The following is a 19,878-nucleotide window of genomic DNA, read 5'->3' on the forward strand; positions in this document are numbered from 1 at the left end:
AGGCGGCACGGAAGGTCCCGCGTGTCGACGCGGCCCTTCCGTTTCGCCCCGTCCGCCGGAGATGGTGCTGGTGTTGCTGGTGGCGCCGGTGTTGCAGGTGGCGCGTTTGACTGGCTTGCGGTGCGTTCGGCGGACGTACCCGAGCGGTGCTCGTTGCACACGGCGGAGCAATGTAGAGAGCCCGGAGGCCCGGTAACAACCAACTCCCTGTCATTCCAGGCCAGTTCACCGTTACCGGGAGTATCAGCGAATTTGAGACACCCGCTTCATTCGCTGATTTCCGGATTTGTCGACCAACGGACCTGACGATCTGTGACTCACCTCACCGGATCAACTTCCTTGGAACCCCGAGAAGTTGGCGTGGAGTAACAGATTCCGCAGCCGGGTTCACCCTGTGCGCAGGATGGTTCGATTCCGTTCGCTCTCGGGCGTGACTCCGGCCACAGATCGCCCGTTGTCTTCTTCATGAGCCGGGAACCCATCCGGTTCATGGGCCGGGGGCCACCCGGCCGCACCACGCACCGCATCCCGAGGAGCCACCCGTGCCGCGCATGCTCGACGTCAGCGACGACGTACGCGCCGAGATCGGCGACGAAGAAGCCGACCGGCTGCTCGCCGGAGAGAACGCCCCGGGCAGTTACGACTGCACGTCCTGCCGCACCCAGGGCGACTCCGAACAGGAGCGCACCAGCACCGTCCTGTTCATCGGCGACGAGACGGCCGTACTCGCCTTCGCCCACGCCACCTGCCTGCCCTCGCAGGTCGTCCAGGTGACCGAGGAGCAACTGCAGGGCGCCGTCCGTTCCATCACCGGCGACTCCATCACCGGGGACGAGCGCCCCGCCGAGGCCCTGCCCGAGCAGGCCGTCCTCGGAGTCACCAGCGGGCTCGTCCTGCTCGGCGGCGAGCTGCACCCCGCGCTCGTCGTCGAGCCGACCGGACGCATCGCCCGGCCCGGCACGACGGGAGGAGCGGGCGACGACTTCCTGCCGCTCCTCATCGAGCAGGGCTTCATGCCGCTGAGCCAGATCACGGAGGTGCCGCCCGTACTGCACGGCTGGTCCGTGCTGCTCGCCATGGGCCAGCTGCACGCGGTCCTGCAGCCCGGCACCGGCGGCGGCTCCCCCGTCGCCTGGTGGCAGGCCCACCAGCCGCTCCAGGTCACCGACAGCTGGCGGGCCGCCGCCAACAAGCACCAGCAGGTGCTGCTGTTCGCGGCCCCGGTCGGCTCGATCGGCCGCCAGCCCCGCGAGGACCTGCTGCGCCAGGCCCTCGACAAGGCTGCCGCGGGCGGCCAGCTGGTGGCGAGCGCGATGCCCCTGGCCGGCACCTGAGCGCGGGCCCCGGTCCACGAATGCGCCGGAAACGCTCCCGGTGACCGGCCAATACGGACCGGCGGCCGCATCCGAAGGGCGGCGGGGTCGTTGGCACAGACGTGCACACCTACGACTCCCCCCGCCGCCTGCCGTACACGTCCCCCATCCCGGCCATGCGGCCGGTACAGGACACCGCGGGCACCCCTTCGGCCACGCCGATCTACGACGCGCTCTTCGCGGAGTTCCGCAAGGCCTTCCGGACCCTGCCGGGCGACCGCAGCGGCGAGGAGGAGCTCGGCTTCACGGCTTTCGGGACCGGGCCGCACGGCGGAGGCCTCTACGGCTCGGGGCTGCACGGCTCGGGCCTGCAGGGGTCCGGGCTGCACGGGACGGGGCTGCTCAGCACGAGCTCGTACAACTCGGGTGCGTACACGCCGACCGCGTACGGAATGCGGCACGTCGGGCAGCACCAGACGGGGCAGGTGTCCACGCACCAGAGCCAGACCGTCACGTCCGTCTGGCAGCCGGTGGCGCGGCAGCACGCCACCGGTCTGATCCCGGCGGCGCTCCCGCCCGGACCGCGCCGGGAGCGCTGAGGCACCGGGAAGACTGAGGCACATGGGTGAGGGCCCCGCGGTTCTGCGGGGCCCTCACCCATGTGCGTACACGTCCTGTGCGGCTACTTCTTCTTGCCGCGCTTCTCGCGCACCCGCACCGAGATGTGGATCGGCGTGCCCTCGAAAGAGAACTCCTCGCGCAGCCGGCGCTCCACGAAGCGGCGGTAGCCGTGCTCGATGAAGCCCGAGGAGAACAGCACGAACCGCGGCGGCTTGGTGCCCGCCTGGGTGCCGAAGAGGATGCGGGGCTGCTTGCCGCCCCGGACCGGGTGCGGGTGGGCGGCGACCAGCTCACCCAGGAAGGCGTTCAGCCGGCCCGTGGGAACACGCGCCTCCCATCCCTCGATCGCGGTCTCGATCGCCGGGACGAGCTTCTCCATGTGGCGGCCGGTGCGCGCCGAGACGTTGACCCGGGGCGCCCAGGAGACCTGGGCGAGCTCGGTCTCGATCTCGCGCTCCAGGTAGTAGCGGCGCTCCTCGTCGAGGGTGTCCCACTTGTTGAAGGCGAGGACGATCGCGCGCCCGGCCTCGACGGCCATGGTGACGATGCGCTGGTCCTGGACCGAGATGGTCTCGGAGGCGTCGATCAGGATGACGGCGACTTCGGCCTTCTCGACCGCGGCGGCCGTACGCAGCGAGGCGTAGTAGTCGGCACCCTGCTGGAGGTGGACACGCTTGCGGATGCCCGCCGTGTCGACGAACTTCCAGGTGACACCGCCGAGTTCGATGAGCTCGTCGACCGGGTCACGGGTGGTGCCCGCGATCTCGTTGACGACCACGCGGTCCTCGTTGGCCACCTTGTTCAGCAGCGAGGACTTGCCGACGTTCGGGCGGCCGATGAGGGCGATGCGGCGCGGGCCGCCGATCGCCGTGCCGAAGGTCTGCGCGGGGGCCTCGGGCAGCGCCTCCAGGACGGCGTCCAGCATGTCGCCGGTGCCGCGGCCGTGCAGCGCGGAGACGGGGTGCGGCTCGCCGAGGCCCAGGGCCCACAGGTACGAGGCGTCGGCCTCGCCGCTCAGGCCGTCGACCTTGTTGGCGCACAGGACGACGGGCTTGCCGGCCTTGCGCAGCAGACGCACGACCGCCTCGTCGGTGTCGGTGGCGCCGACCTTGGCGTCGACGACGAAGACGACCGCGTCGGCCGCGTCGATCGCGTACTCGGCCTGCGCGGCGACGGACGCGTCGATGCCGAGGACGTCCTGCTCCCAGCCGCCGGTGTCGACGAGCTTGAAGCGGCGGCCCGCCCACTCGGCCTCGTAGGTGACGCGGTCGCGGGTGACGCCCGGCTTGTCCTCGACGACAGCCTCTCGGCGGCCGATGATCCGGTTCACCAGGGTCGACTTGCCGACGTTCGGACGGCCGACGACGGCGAGGACCGGGAGCGGGCCGTGGCCGGCCGCCTCGATCGCGCCCTCGATGTCCTCGACGGCGAAGCCCTCTTCCGCGGCGAGCTCCATGAACTCCGCGTACTCGGCATCGCCAAGCGCCCCGTGCTCGTGCTCGGCCGAGCCGTCGGGCTGGATGTGGTCGCTCATGAAGTCCGTACCTCGTAGTTCATCGTGGTGATCGGTGGACCACCCGTATCAGGTGATCCACTACTGAAGTGTCTCTTAACGCCCCGTGAGGCGCCTGGCGTTTTCCAGGTGCGCGGTCAGCTGCTTCTGGATCCGCACGGTCGCCTCGTCGAGCGCCTTGCGTGTACGCAGTCCGCTGCCGTCGCCCGCCTCGAAGGGGTCCCCGAAGACGACGTCGACCCGGCTGCGCAGCGGGGGCAGCGCCTTTACCAACCGTCCGCGCCGCTCCGTGCTTCCCAGAACGGCGACCGGGACGATCGGGGCCCCGCTGCGGACGGCGAAGTAGGAGAGCCCGGCGCGCAGTGCGGCGAAGTCGCCCTCGCCGCGCGTGCCCTCCGGGAAGATCCCGAGGACCCCGCCGTTCTGCAGCACGCCCAGCGCGCGCGTGATGGCCGTCCGGTCGGTGGTGTGACGGTCGACCTTGATCTGGCCGATGCGGGTCATGAAGGGGTCGAGCGGGCCGACGAACGCCTCCTTCTTGACGAGGAAGTGCGAGGGCCGGGGCGCCACACCGATGACCATCGGGCCGTCGATGTTGTGGGAGTGGTTGACCGCGAAGATCACCGGGCCGGTCGCGGGCACCTTCCAGGCACCCAGCACCCTCGGCTTCCACAGGCCGTACATCAGGCCGACGCCGATGCGCCGCCCGACCTCGGCGCCCTTGACCGAGGGCACGGACGCGACGCTCACTTCGTGGCCCGCTTCTCCTCGACGAGGGTGACGACGCACTCGATGACCTGCTGGAGCGTGAGGTCGGAGGTGTCCACCTCGACCGCGTCGTCCGCCTTGGCGAGCGGCGAGGTCTTACGGCTGGAGTCGGCCGCGTCCCGCTTGATCAGGGCCTCGCGGGTGGCGTTGACGTCGGCGCCCTTGAGCTCGCCGCTGCGGCGGGCCGCGCGGGCCTCCGGGGACGCGGTGAGGAAGATCTTCAGGTCGGCGTCGGGCAACACGGTCGTGCCGATGTCCCGGCCCTCGACGACGATGCCCTGCTCGGCCGCCGAGGCGATCGAGCGCTGCAGCTCGGTGATCCGGGCCCGTACCTCGGGCACGGCGCTGACCGCGCTGACCTTGGAGGTGACCTCCTGGGTGCGGATCGGGCCCGCGACATCCGTGCCGTCGACCGTGATCGTCGGCGCCGAGGGGTCCGTACCGGACACGATCTCGGGCTTGCCGGCCGCGTCGGCGATCGAGGAGGGGTCGGTGATGTCGATGCCGTTGGTCACCATCCACCAGGTGATCGCCCGGTACTGGGCGCCCGTGTCCAGGTAGCTCAGGCCGAGCTTGGCGGCGACGGCCTTGGAGGTGCTCGACTTGCCCGTGCCGGAGGGACCGTCGATGGCGACAATCACGGCCGGAGCGGTCCGGGCGGCGGTGGTTTCCACGGGTGCGGGCACCTTCCTGGTTCGGGGTGGTGGGCTGGTTCGGGGCGCGATCGTGCCCCGAACAAGGTTACTGGCTTCCCGGACCCCGTTTTACGGACCCCGCGGTGCCCCCGTCCCAGCCCCCGGGCCACCGCCGCGACGATCACCAGGACGATCATCGGGACGGCCACCGGAACCGGGTTCACGGCGTCGCGTCGCGCGTCGTCGCCCGGCGCTACTGCCGGATCGACCAGCCCCGCTCCCGCAGCGACGCCGTCAGCACGGGTGCCGCCGAGGGCTTCACCATCAGCTCGACCAGACCCGCCTGCTGCCCGGTCGCGTGCTCGATGCGGACGTCCTCGATGTTGACGCCCGCGCGGCCCGCGTCGGCGAAGATACGGGCCAGCTGGCCCGGCTGGTCGTCGATGAGGACGACGACGCTCTCGTACACGGTCGGGGCCGTGCCGTGCTTGCCGGGGACACGGATCTGGCCGGCGTTGCCGCGGCGCAGGACGTCCTCGATGCCGGTGAAACCCTCGCTGCGCTTGGCCTCGTCGGAGGACTGGAGGGCGCGCAGGGCCTGCACGGTCTCGTCCAGGTCGGCCGAGACGTCCGCGAGGAGGTCGGCGACCGGGCCCGGGTTCGCGGAGAGGATGTCGATCCACATCCGCGGGTCGGAGGCGGCGATCCGGGTCACGTCACGGATGCCCTGACCGCAGAGGCGTACGGCCGCCTCCTCGGCGTTCTCAAGGCGCGCGGCGACCATGCTCGACACCAGGTGGGGCATGTGGGAGACGAGCGCGACCGCGCGGTCGTGGGCGTCGGCGTCCATGACGACCGGTACGGCACGGCAGTGCGAGACGAGTTCCAGCGCGAGGTTGAGGACCTCGGTGTCCGTGTCCCGGGTCGGCGTCAGCACCCAGGGGCGCCCCTCGAAGAGGTCCCCGGTCGCGGCCAGCGGGCCCGACTTCTCACGGCCCGACATGGGATGCGTACCGATGTACGCGGACAGGTCCAGGCCCAGCGCTTCCAGTTCGCGGCGCGGGCCGCCCTTGACGCTGGCCACGTCGAGGTAGCCGCGCGCGACTCCGCGCCGCATCGCGTCGGCGAGCGCCGCTGCCACGTGCGCGGGCGGCGCCGCGATGATCGCGAGGTCGACGGGTCCGGTGGGCTCCTCGTCCGTACCGGCGCCGAGCGCGGCGGCCGTACGGGCCTGCTCCGGGTCGTGGTCGGCGAGGTGCACGACGACGCCGCGCCCCGCCAGGGCCAGCGCGGCGGACGTACCGATCAGTCCGGTGCCGATGACAAGTGCGGTTCTCACTGGGCGATGTCCTTGCGGAGCGCGCCCGCGGCACCCAGGTAGACGTGCGCGATCTCGGCGCGCGGCAGATCGGACTCGATGTGCGCGAGGACCCGCACGACCCGGGGCATCGCGCCCTCGATGTCCAGCTCCTGCGCGCAGATCAGCGGTACGTCGACGATGCCGAGCTTGCGTGCCGCGGCGGCCGGGAAGTCGCTGTGCAGGTCGGGCGTCGCCGTGAACCAGATGCTGATGAGGTCCTCGGTGGTCAGCCCGTTCCGCTCAAGTATGGCGGTGAGCAGCTCGCTGACCTGCTCGTCCATGTGGCCGGCCTCGTCCCGCTCCAGTTGGACGGCGCCCCGGACCGCTCGTACCGCCACGGTGATGCTCCTTGCTGATGTACGGCTCTTGGTCCATCCAGCCTAGTCAGCCCTCGATGGCCCGGTACCGGGCGCCCGCCTGCCGAGACGCCCGGCGCGCTGTCCCGGATGGGCGCACGGGCGCGTCGAGATCCTCGGAACCGCCGCCGCGAAAGCCTCAGAACCGCTGCTGCCTGACGAGGTCCTCGAGCGAGGCGTCCGGCAGGTGTCCGTCGGGGCTCAGCCGGTCGACCACCTGAGGCAGGGTCTGCGCGATCTCGGTGGCGGCCCGGTCGGTGGTGACGCCCGCCTCGTCGGCGACCTGCTTGAGGGTTTCGTCGGGCAGCGCCTGCTGGATCTGCGCGCCGGTCACGGACTGGTTCTCGCCGGTGCCGACCCAGGAGTCCTTCTGCTCCGTGAGGCCGGACCGGGTGAGCAGGTCCATCAGGCCGCCCAGCGGATTGCCACCGTTCCCGGTGCCGCTCCCGGTGCCACCGCTCCCGCCCCGGCCGTTCATGAGCGCCTGGAGCAACGAGCCCAGAATGGCGGCCCCTCCGACTCCACCGGCCCCTCCGCCGGTGCCGCTCCGAGCGCCTCCGCCGAGAACACTGCCGAGCAGACTGCCCAGATCGTTACCCGCCATGGTCGTGCCCTTTCGTGGAGGTGGCCGATCCGTTCCGTGGGGCTCGTGCCGTGAGCCGCTCGACCCGGATTGCACCAATGTCACCCGAATAACTACTTGGCACCACTTGGAGTGAAGTTGTCCTCTACGGTGTGATCGTCCTTTGATTTCCGCGAAGTCGCTCCTGTGCGCCTCTGGACGCAGGGGCCGCGGGTCCGCTTGCATGGTGAGGCTGTCCGCGCCACGCCTCGGGGGAGGCTCGATGAAGCGTTCCGGACCACTTTTCACGCTCCTCGCGGGACTACTGCTCGCCCTGTTCATGCTGTCGCTCAACGTGACATCAGGGACGCGCAGTACGTCGACCGGGAGCGAGTCCTCGGGTGATGTCGTGTCGGCGAGCCCGACACCCACGGCCTCACCCCCGTCGGGCAAGCCGTCGACCTCGCCCTCACCCAGCCCGTCGAAGACCGCCGTGCCCAACGCCGACTACGCGGGCCGCACGGACGACGACTCCTCCGCGATCGCGGTCACCCTGCGCGACGGCAAGGCGGTCGCGTACTTCTGCGACGGCAAGGACCAGGAGTCGTGGCTGAAGGGCGACGTGAAGGCCGACGGCAGCATGCGGCTCACCGGCCAGAACGGCAACGTCCTCACCGGCGAGCTGAAGGGCAAGCGGATCCGCGGCACGGTCGACATGGGACAGCGGAAGTACGGCTTCACGGCCGACAAGGCCGTCAAGCCCTCCGGGCTGTACCGCGCCACCGCCACCGTGCGCGGCGCCGAGGTCGACGGCGGCTGGATCGTCCTGCCGAGCGGCCAACAGGTCGGCATCCTCAACCGCGCGGGCAAGCCGAGCCCCGCACCTCGAATCGACCCCGAGACCGGCGCCGTGACGGTCGACGGGCAGAAGCTCACGGCCAAGCCCGTGACCCCGTGACCCCGTGTTCCGCCCGCCCGCCCCTCCGCTCCACTCCGTACTCCGCTCTTCGCTCCGCCCCTTGCCCCATGACCCCGTGACCGCAGGGAGCCGACCATGACCGTGGACCCGAACGCCGCCACCCAGGGCTTTCCGCCGCCCGCCCCCGCTCCCCGCCGCCCGGGAGCCGCCACCTATCTCGTACCGGCCCTGGTCGCGGGCGCGGTCGCGGTCGGCCTCGGCGTCTACGGCAATGTGCACGACCCGGAGGGCACCGCCTTCAACCTCGCGGGCTTCAGCAGCACGAGCGCGGTCAAGTCGTGGCTCGCCACGACCGCGATGGGCTTCGCGGTCGTACAGCTCGTGTCGGCTCTGATGGTGTACGGGCGCATCCCGGGCCCGAGCTGGTCGGGCGTACTGCATCGCTGGTCGGGCCGAATCGCGTTCCTTGTTGCGGTTCCTGTCGCTGTGCACTGTCTGTACGCCTTGGGCTATCAGACGTACGAACCGCGCGTTTTGTGGCACTCGGTCCTGGGTTGCTTCTTCTTCGGTGCATTCAGTGCCAAGATGCTGCTGCTCCGCTCGGAGCGTCTGCCCGGCTGGGTGCTGCCCATCGTCGGCGGACTTGTCTTCTCGGCCCTGACGGTGGTCTGGCTGACCTCCGCCCTCTGGTTCTTCCGCACGTTCGGAGTGACGACATGACCCACCCCTCCACGCGGCGCGCGGTCCTTGCGACGGGCACGGCCGCGCTGATCGCCGGCTGCAGCAACTACGGGGACGAGAACGGTGGTGGCAGTGAGGAGGGGGCGTCCTCCGTCGCCCCCGCGGAGAGCGGGACCGGGGGCGAGGCGCCCGCCGGTGAGGCGCTGACCAAGACCGGCGACATCCCGGTCGGCGGCGGCAAGATCTTCAAGGACGAGAAGGTCGTCGTCACCCAGCCCGAGAAGGACGGCTTCAAGGCCTTCTCGGCGGTCTGTACACACCAGGGCTGCATCGTCGCCACCGTCTCGGACGGCACGATCAACTGCGCCTGCCACGGCAGCGAGTTCCGCATCGCCGACGGCGCGGTGGCCAAGGGCCCGGCCCAGAAGCCGCTCCCCGCGAAGCAGATCACGGTCACGGGCGACTCGATCAGCGTCACCTGACCCACCACGCGCGGCCCGCCGCACCGGTGGGCGCGCGGGTCGGCCAATCGCCGCCCCCATGGACGGTCAGTCGTCCCATGAGCCGATCACTCGTCCCAGAGCGCGCCCAACGCCATCAGGTCCCCCTGGTACTCGATCCTGTCGGCCCACTCCGTAGGCCATGCATCGGCACCGAGGTACGCCCCTGCGAAAGCGCCGGCGAGGCAGGCGATCGAGTCCGAGTCCCCCGAGGTGCAGGCGGCCCGGCGCAGGGCCGTCACCGGCTCGTCCACGAAGAGCAGGAAGCACAGCAGACCGGTGGCGAGGGCCTCCTCGGCGATCCACCCGGCACCCGTGGCCAGACAGGGGTCCGTCTCGGGCGACGGCGACCGCAGGGCCGCCTGAAGCCGCTCCAGGACCTCCAGGCACTCGTCCCAGCCGCGCGAGATGAAGTGCGTCGGCGTCGGGTCCTGGGAACGCGTCCACAGGTCGCCGAGCCAGCGCTCGTTGTAGCGCGTGCGGTTCTCGTACGCGTACGAGCGCAACTGGCCGACCAGTCCGGTCGGCTCGGCACCCTGCGCGAGCAGTCGCACCGCGTGCGCGGTGAGGTCGGACGCGGCGAGCGCCGTCGGATGGCCATGGGTGAGCGCGGCCTGCAACTGGGCGGCGCCCGCGCGCTGTTCGTCGCTGAGCCCGGAGATGAGACCGAGAGGCGCGACACGCATGTTGGCGCCGCAGCCCTTGGAGTGGATCTGGCTGGCGTCCTGCCAGGGCAGGCCCTCACGCTTCAGCTTCTCGCAGGCGACCAGGCACGTACGTCCGGGTGCGCGGTTGTTCTCCGGCGACTGGAACCAGTCCACGAACTCCTCACGTACGGGCCGCTCCATCCGCTTGGGCCCCAGCAGGCCCCTGTCCATGGCCGTCCGCAGCCCCCGTCCCAGTGCCAGCGTCATCTGCGTGTCGTCGGTGACGTACGCGGGGGTGGGCAGCTCCATCTCCCGCCAGGGCCCGCACTTGGCGAGGATCGACGGCACGTCGTTGAACTCGGTCGGGAAGCCGAGCGCGTCCCCGAGGGCGAGCCCGACCAACGCCCCGGTGGCGGCGTGCTTCCTGACGGTCGTGGTCATGAGGATCGTCCTTCCGGAGACGGGTTCGAAGACGGGGACGGGGACGGTGGCCGCGCGGGCGCCGATGCCGAAGTCGGCCGCAGCAGTGGTGGGTGCAGTGCGGTGGCGTCGCCCGCGCGGTACAGCGCGGCAGGCTTCCCCCGGCCTCCGGTCAGCCGGGCCGCACCGGGGATCTGCTCGACGAACCCGGGTGTGGCGAGCACCTTGCGCCGGAAGTTGGGCCGGTCGAGCGCGGTCCCCCACACGGTCTCGTAGACCTGCTGGAGTTCCCCGAGCGTGAACTCCGGCGGGCAGAACGCCGTGGCCAGGCAGGTGTATTCGAGCTTGGCGCCGACCCGCTCATGGGCGTCGGCGAGGATCCGGTCGTGGTCGAAGGCGAGCGGTCCGAGCCCGTCGTACGCCAGCCAGCGCGCGCTCGCCGCGTCCCCGCCGCCGCGCGGCTCGGGCGGGTCCGGCAGCAGCGCGGTGTACGCCACGGAGACGACCCGCATCCGGGGATCGCGGTCCGGCTCGCTGTAGGTGCGCAGCTGTTCCAGATGCAGCCCGGACACGTCCGACAGGCCGGTCTCCTCGGCGAGTTCACGCCGGGCGGCCGTCCCGGCGGACTCCTCGGGCAGCACGAACCCTCCGGGCAGCGCCCATTGGCCCCTGTACGGCTCCTGTCCGCGCTCGATCAGCAGCACCTGGAGCCCGCCCGCCCGGACCGTGAACACCGCGAGATCCACGGTGACGGCGAAGGGCTCGAAGGCGTATTTGTCGTAGCCCTCCATGACCCCCTCCTCGTGGCCTGCGCGGCCGTCCTGCACCTCGCCGGGCGACGGCCCAGGGACCGGGACCACCCCCGTGGGCCCTGCTCCATCGGCCGCGCCCGGCGAGGGCGTTCCCTTAATGGTCAGTACGACTATAAATAGCGGGACGGGCCGCCACAACCCCCGAACGCACATCGACCGGCCCCGGGAAAGTCCCGGAACCGGCCGATGCCGTACCAAACAGGTCTCTACGAAGGGGAGGCCTAGAGGCCGACCTCCTGCATCAGCATCCCGACCTCGGTGTTCGAGAGGCGCCGCAGCCAGCCCGACTTCTGGTCGCCCAGGGTGATCGGCCCGAAGGACACGCGCACGAGCTTGTCGACCGGGAAACCGGCCTCGGCGAGCATGCGCCGCACGATGTGCTTGCGGCCCTCGTGGAGGGTCACCTCTACGAGGTAGTTCTTGCCGGTCTGCTCGACGACCCTGAAGTGGTCCGCCTTCGCGTAACCGTCCTCCAGCTGGATGCCGTCCTTGAGCTGCTTGCCCAGGTCGCGCGGGATCGGGCCCACGATGTGCGCGAGGTAGACCTTCTTCACGCCGTACTTGGGGTGCGTGAGGCGGTGTGCCAGCTCGCCGTGGTTGGTGAGCAGGATGACGCCCTCGGTCTCGGTGTCGAGCCGCCCGACGTGGAAGAGCCGTGTCTCACGGTTCGTCACGTAGTCACCGAGGCACTGACGACCCTCGTTGTCCTCCATGGTGGACACCACGCCGGCGGGCTTGTTCAGCGAGAAGAACTGGTACGACTGCGTGGCGACGGTCAGTCCGTCGACCTTGATCTCGTCGTTCTCCGGGTCGACGCGCATGCCCTGCTCGACGACGATCTCGCCGTTGACCTCGACGCGGGACTGCTCGACCAGCTCCTCGCAGGCACGCCGCGAACCGTAGCCCGCGCGCGCGAGCACCTTCTGCAGACGCTCGCCCTCCTGCTCGGCGCCCGGGAAGGTCTTGGGCGTCTTGATCTCGGGCCTGCCCGCGTACCGGTCGCGGTTGCGCTCCTCGGTACGCGTCTCGTACTCACGGGAGCGCGCGTTCTCCGTACGGCCGCCGCGCTGCTGGCCCTGCTTGGGGCCGCCCTTGGCGCCGCCGCGGGCCGCGCTGCCGCGCCCCGACTTGGGGCCGTCGTGGGTGGCGCCGGGGCCTACGTCGTAGCGGCGCTCCTCCGGGCGGGGGTTGCCGGCGCGCTTCGGCCTGTCGTCGCGCCCTCCCGCGCTCCGCTGCGGGGAGCCGCCCCCGCCGGTCCCGCGGGAATTGCCGCCTCCGCCGGATCCGCGGGGGGCGCCACCTCCGCCTGAACCGCGAGGGGCCCCGCCCCCACCGGAACCGCGGGGGCCACCGCCTCCACCGGAACCGCGAGGGTTACCGCCCCCGCCGGTTCCGCGCGGGTTGCCGCGCCCGTTGTTCCTGCCACTGCCGCTGCCACTGCTTCGCATCAAAGTTCCGTCGTCGTCGTGTCGTCTGCATCTGCGTCCGGCGCATCCGGATCGAACGACGGGACCCCTTCCAGCGTCTCTGCTTCGATCGCATCCGCCTCCGGAAGGAAGGGTGCGAGCTCCGGGAGCTCGTCCAGGCCGCGCAGGCCCATTCGCTCCAGGAAGTAGTTCGTCGTCCTGTACAGGATCGCACCTGTTTCGGGTTCCGCGCCCGCCTCCTCGACCAGACCCCTCTGCAGGAGGGTGCGCATCACGCCGTCGCAGTTCACTCCGCGGACCGCCGAGACCCGGCTGCGGCTGACCGGCTGCCGGTACGCGACGACCGCCAGCGTCTCCAGCGCGGCCTGGGTGAGCCGGGCCTGCTGCCCGTCGAGGACGAAGCGCTCGACGGCCGCCGCGTACTCGGGCCGGCTGTAGAAACGCCAGCCGCCGGCGATGAGCCGCAGCTCGTAGCCGCGCCCCTGGATGGTGTACTCGTCGGCCAGCTCGCGCAGAGCAGCCGCGATCCGCCGCTTCGGCCGCTCCAGGATCTTCGAGAGGTGCTCCACGGTCGCGGGTTCGTCCACGACCATGAGGACGGCCTCCAGGGCGGGCTTGAGGTCGAGATCGGCGACGCCGGGCGGACCCGCCGGGGCCTCGGTGGTGTCCTCGCTCACGCCTTCTCCTCCTTGACCGGTTCCGGCGGCCTGTCGAACTCGTCGGTCACCGTCGGCTGCGCGTCCCCGTCCCCGCCCGTCCAGCGCACCACCAGGTCCCCCAGAGCCTCCTCCTGGTCCAGGGAGACCGCCTTCTCCCGATAGAGCTCCAGAAGGGCCAGGAAACGCGCCACGACGGTGAGGGTGTCGTCGGTGTCCTCGACGAGCGAGCGGAAACTGGCCTCTCCGAGCTCCCGCAACCGGGCCACGACGATCGCGGCCTGCTCCTGCACGCTCACGAGCGGCGCGTGGATGTGGTCGACGTACACCTGGGGCTTCGGCCTGGGCTGCATCGCCTTCACGGCGAGCTTGGCGAATCCTTCCGCCCCGATGCTGATGACGACCTCGGGCAACAGCTCGGCGTGGTGCGCCTCCAGCCCGACGGTACGGGGGTAGCGGCGCGCCTCCTCGTCGAGGCGCCGGTTGAAGATCTCGGCGATCTGCTTGTACGCGCGGTACTGCAGCAGCCGCGCGAAGAGCAGGTCCCTGGCCTCCAGCAGCGCCAGATCCGCCTCGTCCTCGACCTCGGCGGACGGCAGCAGCCGGGCGGCCTTCAGATCGAGCAGCGTCGCCGCGACCACCAGGAACTCGGTCGTCTGATCGAGATCCCAGTCCGGCCCCATCGCCCTGATGTGCGCCATGAACTCGTCGGTGACCTTGGAGAGCGCCACTTCGGTGACATCCATCTTGTGCTTCGAGATCAACTGAAGCAGCAGATCGAACGGCCCTTCGAAGTTGGCGAGCCGAACTTTGAAGACCCCGTCGTCGGGTTCATCGGCGACGGGCTCTTCGGGCTCGACGGCCTCGGGCTGTTCTTCGGGGCGGACGGCTCCGGGCTCGCCGGACGGCTCGCCCGCCGCGTTGTGCCCACCGTCCGCAGCCGGAGTGTCGTCCCCAACCACGGACGGGCTCTCCACCACAGGCGGCTCAGGCTCCACGGCAGGCGGCAAGGCCTCACCTGGAGGCTCAGGCGGGGCACCCCCAGGCCCCCGCCCCAGCACACGCCGACGACCACCGGAACCGCCGGAGGCCGTGGCAGGGACGTCGTTCGAGGTCATAGCCGTCGCAGGCTACCGCTACCGCCCGCGCAACCGTCGTACGAGGATGCTCGCGTCCCCACGGGATTCGAGATCCGCGAGCACCACGGCGACAGCCTCCCGCACGATCCGCCCACGGTCGACGGCCAGCCCGTGCTCCCCACGGAGCACCAGCCGGGCGTGCTCGAGGTCCATGAGCTCCTCGGCGGACACGTACACCGTGATCTTCTCGTCGTGCCGCTCGCGCCCGCTGGGGCGCCGCCCGGAGCCGCGCCCGCGCTTGCGCGGCTGCGCCCCCGCGGAGGGCCCGGCAGAACCTTCCTGCACCCCCTGACGCCCGGAACGGTCCCCGGCGGCGCCCCGACTGCGGGACTCACCGTCGGAGGACTCGGCGTCGGAGGCGACATGTTCGTCGCCCTCGCCGTCGCCGCCCCGCACGGGTACCGACTGTGGACCGTCCTCCCCGGCGGCAGCGGCGTCGCTCTCGCCCGCCGGAGCGGGAACCCGGGCCTCGCCGTTGGCCTGGCGCCTGGGACTGGACGCCTGAAGCGCCATTCCCCCGGTCGTACGGAACAGTTCGTCGGCCCCCGGCAGACTCACTCGGCGTGACACCGGGCGAGCACCTCCCTGGCGAGCTGGCGATAGGCGGCGGCACCGACGGAGTTGGAGGCGTACGTCGTGATCGGCTCTCCGGCGACCGTGGTCTCCGGGAAGCGGACGGTCCGGCCGATCACCGTGTGGTAGACGTGATCGTCGAACGCCTCGACCACGCGCGCGAGCACCTCACGGCTGTGCACGGTCCGCGAGTCGTACATCGTGGCGAGGATGCCGTCGAGCTCCAGCTCGGGGTTGAGCCGCTCCTGGACCTTCTCGATGGTCTCGGTGAGCAGCGCGACACCTCGGAGGGCGAAGAACTCGCACTCGAGCGGCACGATCACCTTGTGCGCCGCCGTGAGGGCGTTGACGGTGAGCAGACCGAGCGAGGGCTGACAGTCGATCACGATGTAGTCGTAGTCGGCCATCAGCGGCTTCAGGGCCCGCTGCAGTGTGGACTCGCGCGCGACCTCGGACACCAACTGGACCTCGGCGGCCGACAGGTCGATGTTGCTGGGCAGCAGGTCCATGTTCGGGACCGCTGTCTTCAGGAGCACCTCGTCGGCCGCCATGCCCCGCTCCATGAGCAGGTTGTAGACCGTGAGGTCGAGCTCCATCGGGTTGACGCCGAGGCCCACGGACAGTGCGCCCTGCGGGTCGAAGTCGACGAGCAGGACCCGGCGTCCGTACTCCGCGAGTGCCGCGCCCAGGTTGATGGTCGACGTCGTCTTGCCCACGCCGCCCTTCTGGTTGCACATCGCGATGATCTTCGCGGGGCCGTGGTCGGTCAGCGGGCCCGGGATCGGGAAGTACGGCAGCGGGCGCCCGGTCGGGCCGATGCGCTCACGGCGCTGGCGCGCCGCGTCGGGCGCGAGCGTGGCCGCGTACTCCGGATCGGGCTCGTATTCGGCGTCGGGGTCGTAGAAGTGCCCCTCGGGCAGGTCGTCGTAGTCGGCGAAGTGGGTGCGGTTCTCGCCACTTCCGTTGCCGGCCATGGCGTTCACGTGATGGCCATCCATGCTCTGGTGTGCTGTCTGAGTCATCTTCGGACTCTGGTGGGCTGCGAAGGTGCGCACAGCAACGGAGCCGACAGCCTCGAGCCCCGTGGGCCTTGAGCCCTGCGCAGGCATTCCTGGTTGACCACCCCCGGGAGTAAATGTCGACTCATTCACAAGTCGTCTTACCTCCTTGGTGACCAGGAAACTTCTAGATAGGTCAGCGTGGCACCATGCCGACGGTTGGCGACTCTATGGCGTGTCACCGGTCCGCAGCAACACAATCCGCCGGACCCGGCCCGATGTGTCGGCAACGGAACACCCCTCTGTCAAGGGCGTAAGGGCGTCGCACGGCAGGTTTCACGGGTGTGCGAAACGGTTCAAGGGTTACGTTCGAGGCGAGTTGAACGAGTCTCGCAAAGTGACTCGACACACATCCGGCCGGACCTTGTGGGACAAGGTCCGGCCGTACGCGCCATGTTGACGACCTGTGTTGACGTATCGCCTTTTATCGGTGGAGAGATCGCCCGACGGGTCGGGACAGATCGGTCGTATCGTCAGCCGAGCAGAGTGTCCAGCTCGACGTGCTCCAGCCCGTGCGCCTCCGCGACCTCGCGGTAAACGACCTTGCCGTCATGGGTGTTGAGACCCCTCGCGAGCGCGGGGTCACGGCGCAGCGCCTCGACCCAGCCGCGGTCCGCCAATTCCACGATGTAGGGCAGCGTGGCGTTCGTGAGGGCATATGTCGACGTGTTGGGCACGGCGCCCGGCATGTTGGCGACGCAGTAGAAGACCGAGCCGTGGACCGGGAAGGTCGGCTCCGCGTGAGTCGTCGGACGGGAGTCCTCGAAGCAGCCACCCTGGTCGATGGCGATGTCGACAAGAACACTTCCGGGCTTCATTCGCGACACGAGCTCGTTGGTGACCAGTTTCGGTGCCTTGGCGCCCGGGATGAGCACGGCGCCGATGACGAGGTCGGCCTCCAGGACGGCCTTCTCCAGCTCGAAGGAGTTGGACATGATCGCCCGGACCTTGGTGCCGAAGACCTTGTCGGCCTCGCGGAGCTTGTTGATGTCGCGGTCGAGCAGCGTGACATGGAAGCCCATGCCGACGGCGATCTGCGTGGCGTTCCAGCCGGAGACACCGCCACCGATGACGACGGCCCGCGCGGGCTGCGTACCGGGGACGCCACCGGGGAGCACACCACGGCCGCCGACCGAGCGCATCAGGTGGTACGCGCCGACCTGCGGGGCGAGGCGGCCCGCGACCTCGGACATCGGGGCGAGGAGCGGGAGCGCGCGGCTGGGCAGCTCGACCGTCTCGTAGGCGATCGCCGTGGTGCCGGACTCGACGAGCGCGTCCGTGCACTCCTTGGACGCGGCCAGGTGCAGGTAGGTGAAGAGCGTCTGGTCCTTGCGGAGGCGGTGGTACTCCTCGGCGATGGGCTCCTTGACCTTGAGCAGCAGGTCGGCGGTGGCCCAGACCTCGTCGGCGGTGGCGACGATCCGCGCACCCGCGGCGACGTACTCCTCGTCCGGGATCGACGAGCCGACTCCGGCGTTGTGCTCGATGAGGACCTGGTGGCCGTGGCGCACCAGCTCGTGCACGCCGGCGGGGGTGATGGCCACCCGGAACTCGTTGTTCTTGACCTCGCGGGGGATGCCGACCTTCACGTCGATCACGGTCCTTGGCTCAGAAGGGGTCTGGGGTCACGCATGCCAGGACATGGCCCGACATACCGGCACGCACGGGAGCACACCGGGAGACACCACGAAAAGACGCGGCGGAGCCAGTCTAATGAAGGGATTCCCTCTGTCTAGCCTTTCAATGCATCAATCTTCGTCGGATGTACTACGGATTTCGCAGGCGTTAGCGTCGTGTTCCCTGGTTGACGCCTCCTCTGGGAGCTCGTCACCCAGCATGCGCTCGGCCGCGCCGCGGTGCAGCCCGGCGGCCGCGGGGTCCCCCAGCCGGTCCAGCGTGTCGGCGAGCCGGAGGTGCAGTGCGGCCTGCAGCCGGGTGTCCTCGGCGCGGCGCGCCCACTCGACCGCCTCCTGGCAGGTGGCGAGGGATTCCTCGGGCCGGCCCGCGTACTCCTGCACCCGTCCCATCTCGCTCAACGCCCTTGCCTGACCGGCCACATCGCCGCTCTTGCGGTAGCCGGTGATCGCCGAGCGCCAGTTGCGCAGCGCCTCGCCGTAGCGGCCCGCGTAGGTGTGCGCGGTGGCGATGCGTCCGTGCAGCCGGGCCACGTCCTCGCGCTCGTCGCGCGCGAGCCGCTGAGCGAGGGCACGCCCGAACCAGTCGGCGGCCCGGTCGTGGTCGCCGAGCTCCTGGTGCGCGCCGCCTACGGATTCCATCGCGCGGCCGGTCGCATACGGGTCGTTCGCCTCGCGTCCGGCGTCCAGAGCGGCCCGGTAGCGGGCCAGCGCACTCCTCGTGCGGCCGGTCTGGGCGTCCAGGTCGGCGAGGTTCAGCAGCGCGGCGGCCTTCTCGCGGGGCAGGTCCCGGCGCTCGGCCACGTCCAGGACGAGCCGGTGGATGCCGTACAGCTCGGGCGCCGCCGCCTGCGTACCGAAGTGCGCGACCATCGCTCTGACCAGGGCGGCCATCAGGCGGCGGGCCAGCGTGTCCAGCTCCCCGTCGGCGACCGCGAGCCGGGCCGCGGCGAGCAGCGCGGGCTGGCGGATGCGCAGCCAGTCGGCGGCGGCGCGGGGGTTCGGGAAGCGCAGCGCGCGGGGCATCCCGGCGAGTTTCTCGCGGGCCGGGGAGCTGTCGGTCTCGGTGATCGCGCGGCAGGAGACCAGCAGCCGGACGGTCCGTTCCAGCATCCGGGCGCGCGCCAGCTGGAGTTCGGCCGGGCGGTCCTGGGTCTCGGTGAGCGAGCGCAGCAAGGGCAGCAGACAGCCGGGCACCTCGTACTGCGGCAGGGGCGACTCGACGGACCGGACGAGGCCGAGCTTGGTGAAGTCGTCCAGGGTGGTGCGGGCGGCGCCGACCGAGCAGCCGGCCAGCGCGGACGCGGTGTGCGGGTCCACGAGGCCCGCGGGGGCGAGCGAGAGCAGTCGCAGTATCCGCGCGGCGGCCGAGGGCAGGGCCGCGTACGAGAGGCGGAAGACGCGTTCGAGGACGTCGAGAAGCCGGCCTTCGTCACCCTCGGTGCGCAGTTGTTTGGCCAGGTCGGCCACGGCCGCCTTGGGCCGGTGGGCCAGCCAGGCGCCGGCGAGGACCAGCGCGGCGGGCTGGGAGGCGCAGATCTGCACGAGCCCTTCGGCCGCCAGCGGGTCGACGGTGATGCGTACCGAGCCGGTGTACCGGTCGAGGAGTTCGAGGGCGGACTTGGTGTCGAGGCCGCCGAGGGTGCAGGGCCGGACGTCGGAGATCCCGGTCAGGGGTCCGCCCGAGACGGCGACGACGAGACAGTCGGGGGTCTCCGGGAGGAGCATGTCGACCTGCTCGGCGTCCGCCGCGTCGTCCAGCAGGAGCAGCACACGGCGCGGGGCGAGCCCCTCGCGCAGCCGCTCGGCGAGCTCGTCCTCGCCGGCCCCTGCCTGGGCGTTCAGTTCGAGAGCGGTGAGCAGGTCACGGGCGGTCCGTTCGGTCGCCACGGGCGTGCCGTCGGGCTCGGTGAGCCGGGCCCTCAGGACACCGTCCGGGTAACTGTCCGCGACCTGCCGTACGAGTTCCTCGGCGAGCGCGGTCCTGCCCGATCCGGGCTTGCCCGCGATGAGCAGCACGCGCGCGCGTGGCGCTTTGCGGCCCGCGAGGGTGTCCAGACCGGCGCGCTCGATGTCGGCGCGCAGTTCCTTCAACTCTCTTGTACGGCCGAGGAACTGACTCTCCGTGGGAGAAGGCTCGGCAGCCGGGCGCTGCTCTTCCTCCGACACCGCCGTGTCGCCGGCGTCCACCGCCTGATCCGTCACGGGCCACACTCCCGTCCCACTGCACGCGCAAGCCCGCCGGGACTCCGGTCGGGGCGTTTCCAGAGCCTAGTTCACGCTC

The 19,878-nt window shown here is 70.8% G+C and carries 20 protein-coding genes; 5 read left to right on the forward strand and 15 right to left on the reverse strand.

The genetic code is table 11. The annotated features are described in order from the left end of the window. Positions 1 to 542 precede the first annotated feature (542 nt). Complete coding sequence (locus tag ACN20J_RS12345; RefSeq protein WP_055613800.1) at positions 543 to 1,334, forward strand: hypothetical protein; 792 nt, start codon at positions 543 to 545, stop codon at positions 1,332 to 1,334. Positions 1,335 to 1,489: 155 nt separating this feature from the next. Further along, positions 1,490 to 1,912: a hypothetical protein gene (locus ACN20J_RS12350; RefSeq protein ID WP_361899594.1), complete on the forward strand. Its 423-nt coding sequence runs from the start codon at positions 1,490 to 1,492 to the stop codon at positions 1,910 to 1,912. Between the two features lie 83 nt (positions 1,913 to 1,995). Here the strand turns inward: ACN20J_RS12350 and der are convergent, their stop codons facing one another. The 6 genes from der to ACN20J_RS12380 all read right to left on the reverse strand — a co-directional run bounded on the left by der (position 1,996) and on the right by ACN20J_RS12380 (position 7,470). Next, a complete protein-coding gene (gene der / locus ACN20J_RS12355) occupies positions 1,996 to 3,468 on the reverse strand; it encodes a ribosome biogenesis GTPase Der (RefSeq protein WP_189840177.1) in 1,473 nt (490 codons plus the stop codon). A 75-nt stretch (positions 3,469 to 3,543) separates the two neighbouring features. Further along, positions 3,544 to 4,131, reverse strand: coding sequence for a lysophospholipid acyltransferase family protein (locus ACN20J_RS12360; RefSeq protein WP_189840241.1), 588 nt, complete (start codon positions 4,129 to 4,131; stop codon positions 3,544 to 3,546). 62 nt (positions 4,132 to 4,193) lie between these two features. Continuing rightward, positions 4,194 to 4,889, reverse strand: a complete 696-nt coding sequence (gene cmk / locus ACN20J_RS12365; RefSeq protein WP_189840178.1) for a (d)CMP kinase — start codon at positions 4,887 to 4,889, stop codon at positions 4,194 to 4,196. 214 nt (positions 4,890 to 5,103) lie between these two features. Beyond that, entirely contained in the window at positions 5,104 to 6,189 is a 1,086-nt protein-coding gene (locus tag ACN20J_RS12370; RefSeq protein ID WP_189840179.1) for a prephenate dehydrogenase, read from the reverse strand. Beyond that, a complete protein-coding gene (gene aroH / locus ACN20J_RS12375) occupies positions 6,186 to 6,548 on the reverse strand; it encodes a chorismate mutase (protein ID WP_189840180.1) in 363 nt (120 codons plus the stop codon). Before aroH ends, ACN20J_RS12370 begins: the two co-directional genes overlap by 4 nt. 157 nt (positions 6,549 to 6,705) lie before the next feature. Continuing rightward, positions 6,706 to 7,470 (reverse strand): YidB family protein, encoded by a 765-nt coding sequence (locus ACN20J_RS12380; protein ID WP_419665892.1) that lies wholly within the window; start codon positions 7,468 to 7,470, stop codon positions 6,706 to 6,708. Here ACN20J_RS12380 and ACN20J_RS12385 point away from each other — a divergent pair. The 3 genes from ACN20J_RS12385 (at position 7,412) to ACN20J_RS12395 (ending at position 9,210) form a co-directional block, all read left to right on the forward strand. Beyond that, positions 7,412 to 8,086, forward strand: coding sequence for a hypothetical protein (locus ACN20J_RS12385; protein ID WP_189840182.1), 675 nt, complete (start codon positions 7,412 to 7,414; stop codon positions 8,084 to 8,086). The genes ACN20J_RS12380 and ACN20J_RS12385 overlap by 59 nt on opposite strands. Before the next feature lie 96 nt (positions 8,087 to 8,182). Continuing rightward, positions 8,183 to 8,767, forward strand: coding sequence for a DUF6529 family protein (locus ACN20J_RS12390; protein ID WP_189840183.1), 585 nt, complete (start codon positions 8,183 to 8,185; stop codon positions 8,765 to 8,767). Next, a complete protein-coding gene (locus ACN20J_RS12395; protein WP_190229470.1) occupies positions 8,764 to 9,210 on the forward strand; it encodes a Rieske (2Fe-2S) protein in 447 nt (148 codons plus the stop codon). The genes ACN20J_RS12390 and ACN20J_RS12395 overlap by 4 nt, the downstream gene beginning before the upstream one ends. 86 nt (positions 9,211 to 9,296) lie before the next feature. Here ACN20J_RS12395 and ACN20J_RS12400 read toward each other — a convergent pair whose 3' ends face one another. The 9 genes from ACN20J_RS12400 to ACN20J_RS12440 form a co-directional block, all read right to left on the reverse strand. Next, positions 9,297 to 10,316, reverse strand: a complete 1,020-nt coding sequence (locus ACN20J_RS12400; RefSeq protein ID WP_419665893.1) for an ADP-ribosylglycohydrolase family protein — start codon at positions 10,314 to 10,316, stop codon at positions 9,297 to 9,299. Then, positions 10,313 to 11,086, reverse strand: a complete 774-nt coding sequence (locus ACN20J_RS12405) for an NUDIX hydrolase (protein WP_419665894.1) — start codon at positions 11,084 to 11,086, stop codon at positions 10,313 to 10,315. Before ACN20J_RS12405 ends, ACN20J_RS12400 begins: the two co-directional genes overlap by 4 nt. A gap of 242 nt (positions 11,087 to 11,328) precedes the next feature. After that, entirely contained in the window at positions 11,329 to 12,555 is a 1,227-nt protein-coding gene (locus ACN20J_RS12410; protein ID WP_419665895.1) for a pseudouridine synthase, read from the reverse strand. Further along, positions 12,555 to 13,211 carry an SMC-Scp complex subunit ScpB gene (gene scpB, locus ACN20J_RS12415; protein WP_189840188.1) on the reverse strand — a complete coding sequence of 219 codons (657 nt, stop codon included), beginning with the start codon at positions 13,209 to 13,211 and terminating at the stop codon, positions 12,555 to 12,557. The genes ACN20J_RS12410 and scpB overlap by 1 nt, the downstream gene beginning before the upstream one ends. Further along, a complete protein-coding gene (locus ACN20J_RS12420; protein ID WP_190229473.1) occupies positions 13,208 to 14,308 on the reverse strand; it encodes a segregation and condensation protein A in 1,101 nt (366 codons plus the stop codon). The genes scpB and ACN20J_RS12420 overlap by 4 nt, the downstream gene beginning before the upstream one ends. Positions 14,309 to 14,326: 18 nt before the next feature. Further along, positions 14,327 to 14,899 (reverse strand): hypothetical protein, encoded by a 573-nt coding sequence (locus ACN20J_RS12425; RefSeq protein WP_189840190.1) that lies wholly within the window; start codon positions 14,897 to 14,899, stop codon positions 14,327 to 14,329. After that, positions 14,884 to 16,011: a ParA family protein gene (locus ACN20J_RS12430; RefSeq protein ID WP_079053143.1), complete on the reverse strand. Its 1,128-nt coding sequence runs from the start codon at positions 16,009 to 16,011 to the stop codon at positions 14,884 to 14,886. Before ACN20J_RS12430 ends, ACN20J_RS12425 begins: the two co-directional genes overlap by 16 nt. Before the next feature lie 422 nt (positions 16,012 to 16,433). Continuing rightward, positions 16,434 to 17,549 carry an alanine dehydrogenase gene (ald, locus tag ACN20J_RS12435; RefSeq protein ID WP_189840242.1) on the reverse strand — a complete coding sequence of 372 codons (1,116 nt, stop codon included), beginning with the start codon at positions 17,547 to 17,549 and terminating at the stop codon, positions 16,434 to 16,436. 159 nt (positions 17,550 to 17,708) lie between these two features. Then, the gene (locus tag ACN20J_RS12440; RefSeq protein WP_419665896.1) at positions 17,709 to 19,799 is read right to left on the reverse strand and encodes a tetratricopeptide repeat protein; all 2,091 of its coding nucleotides are present in this window, start codon (positions 19,797 to 19,799) and stop codon (positions 17,709 to 17,711) included. Between the last annotated feature and the right edge of the window lie 79 nt (positions 19,800 to 19,878).

Source organism: Streptomyces sp. 2-1 (assembly GCF_048564895.1).
GTDB lineage: Bacteria > Actinomycetota > Actinomycetes > Streptomycetales > Streptomycetaceae > Streptomyces > Streptomyces phaeochromogenes.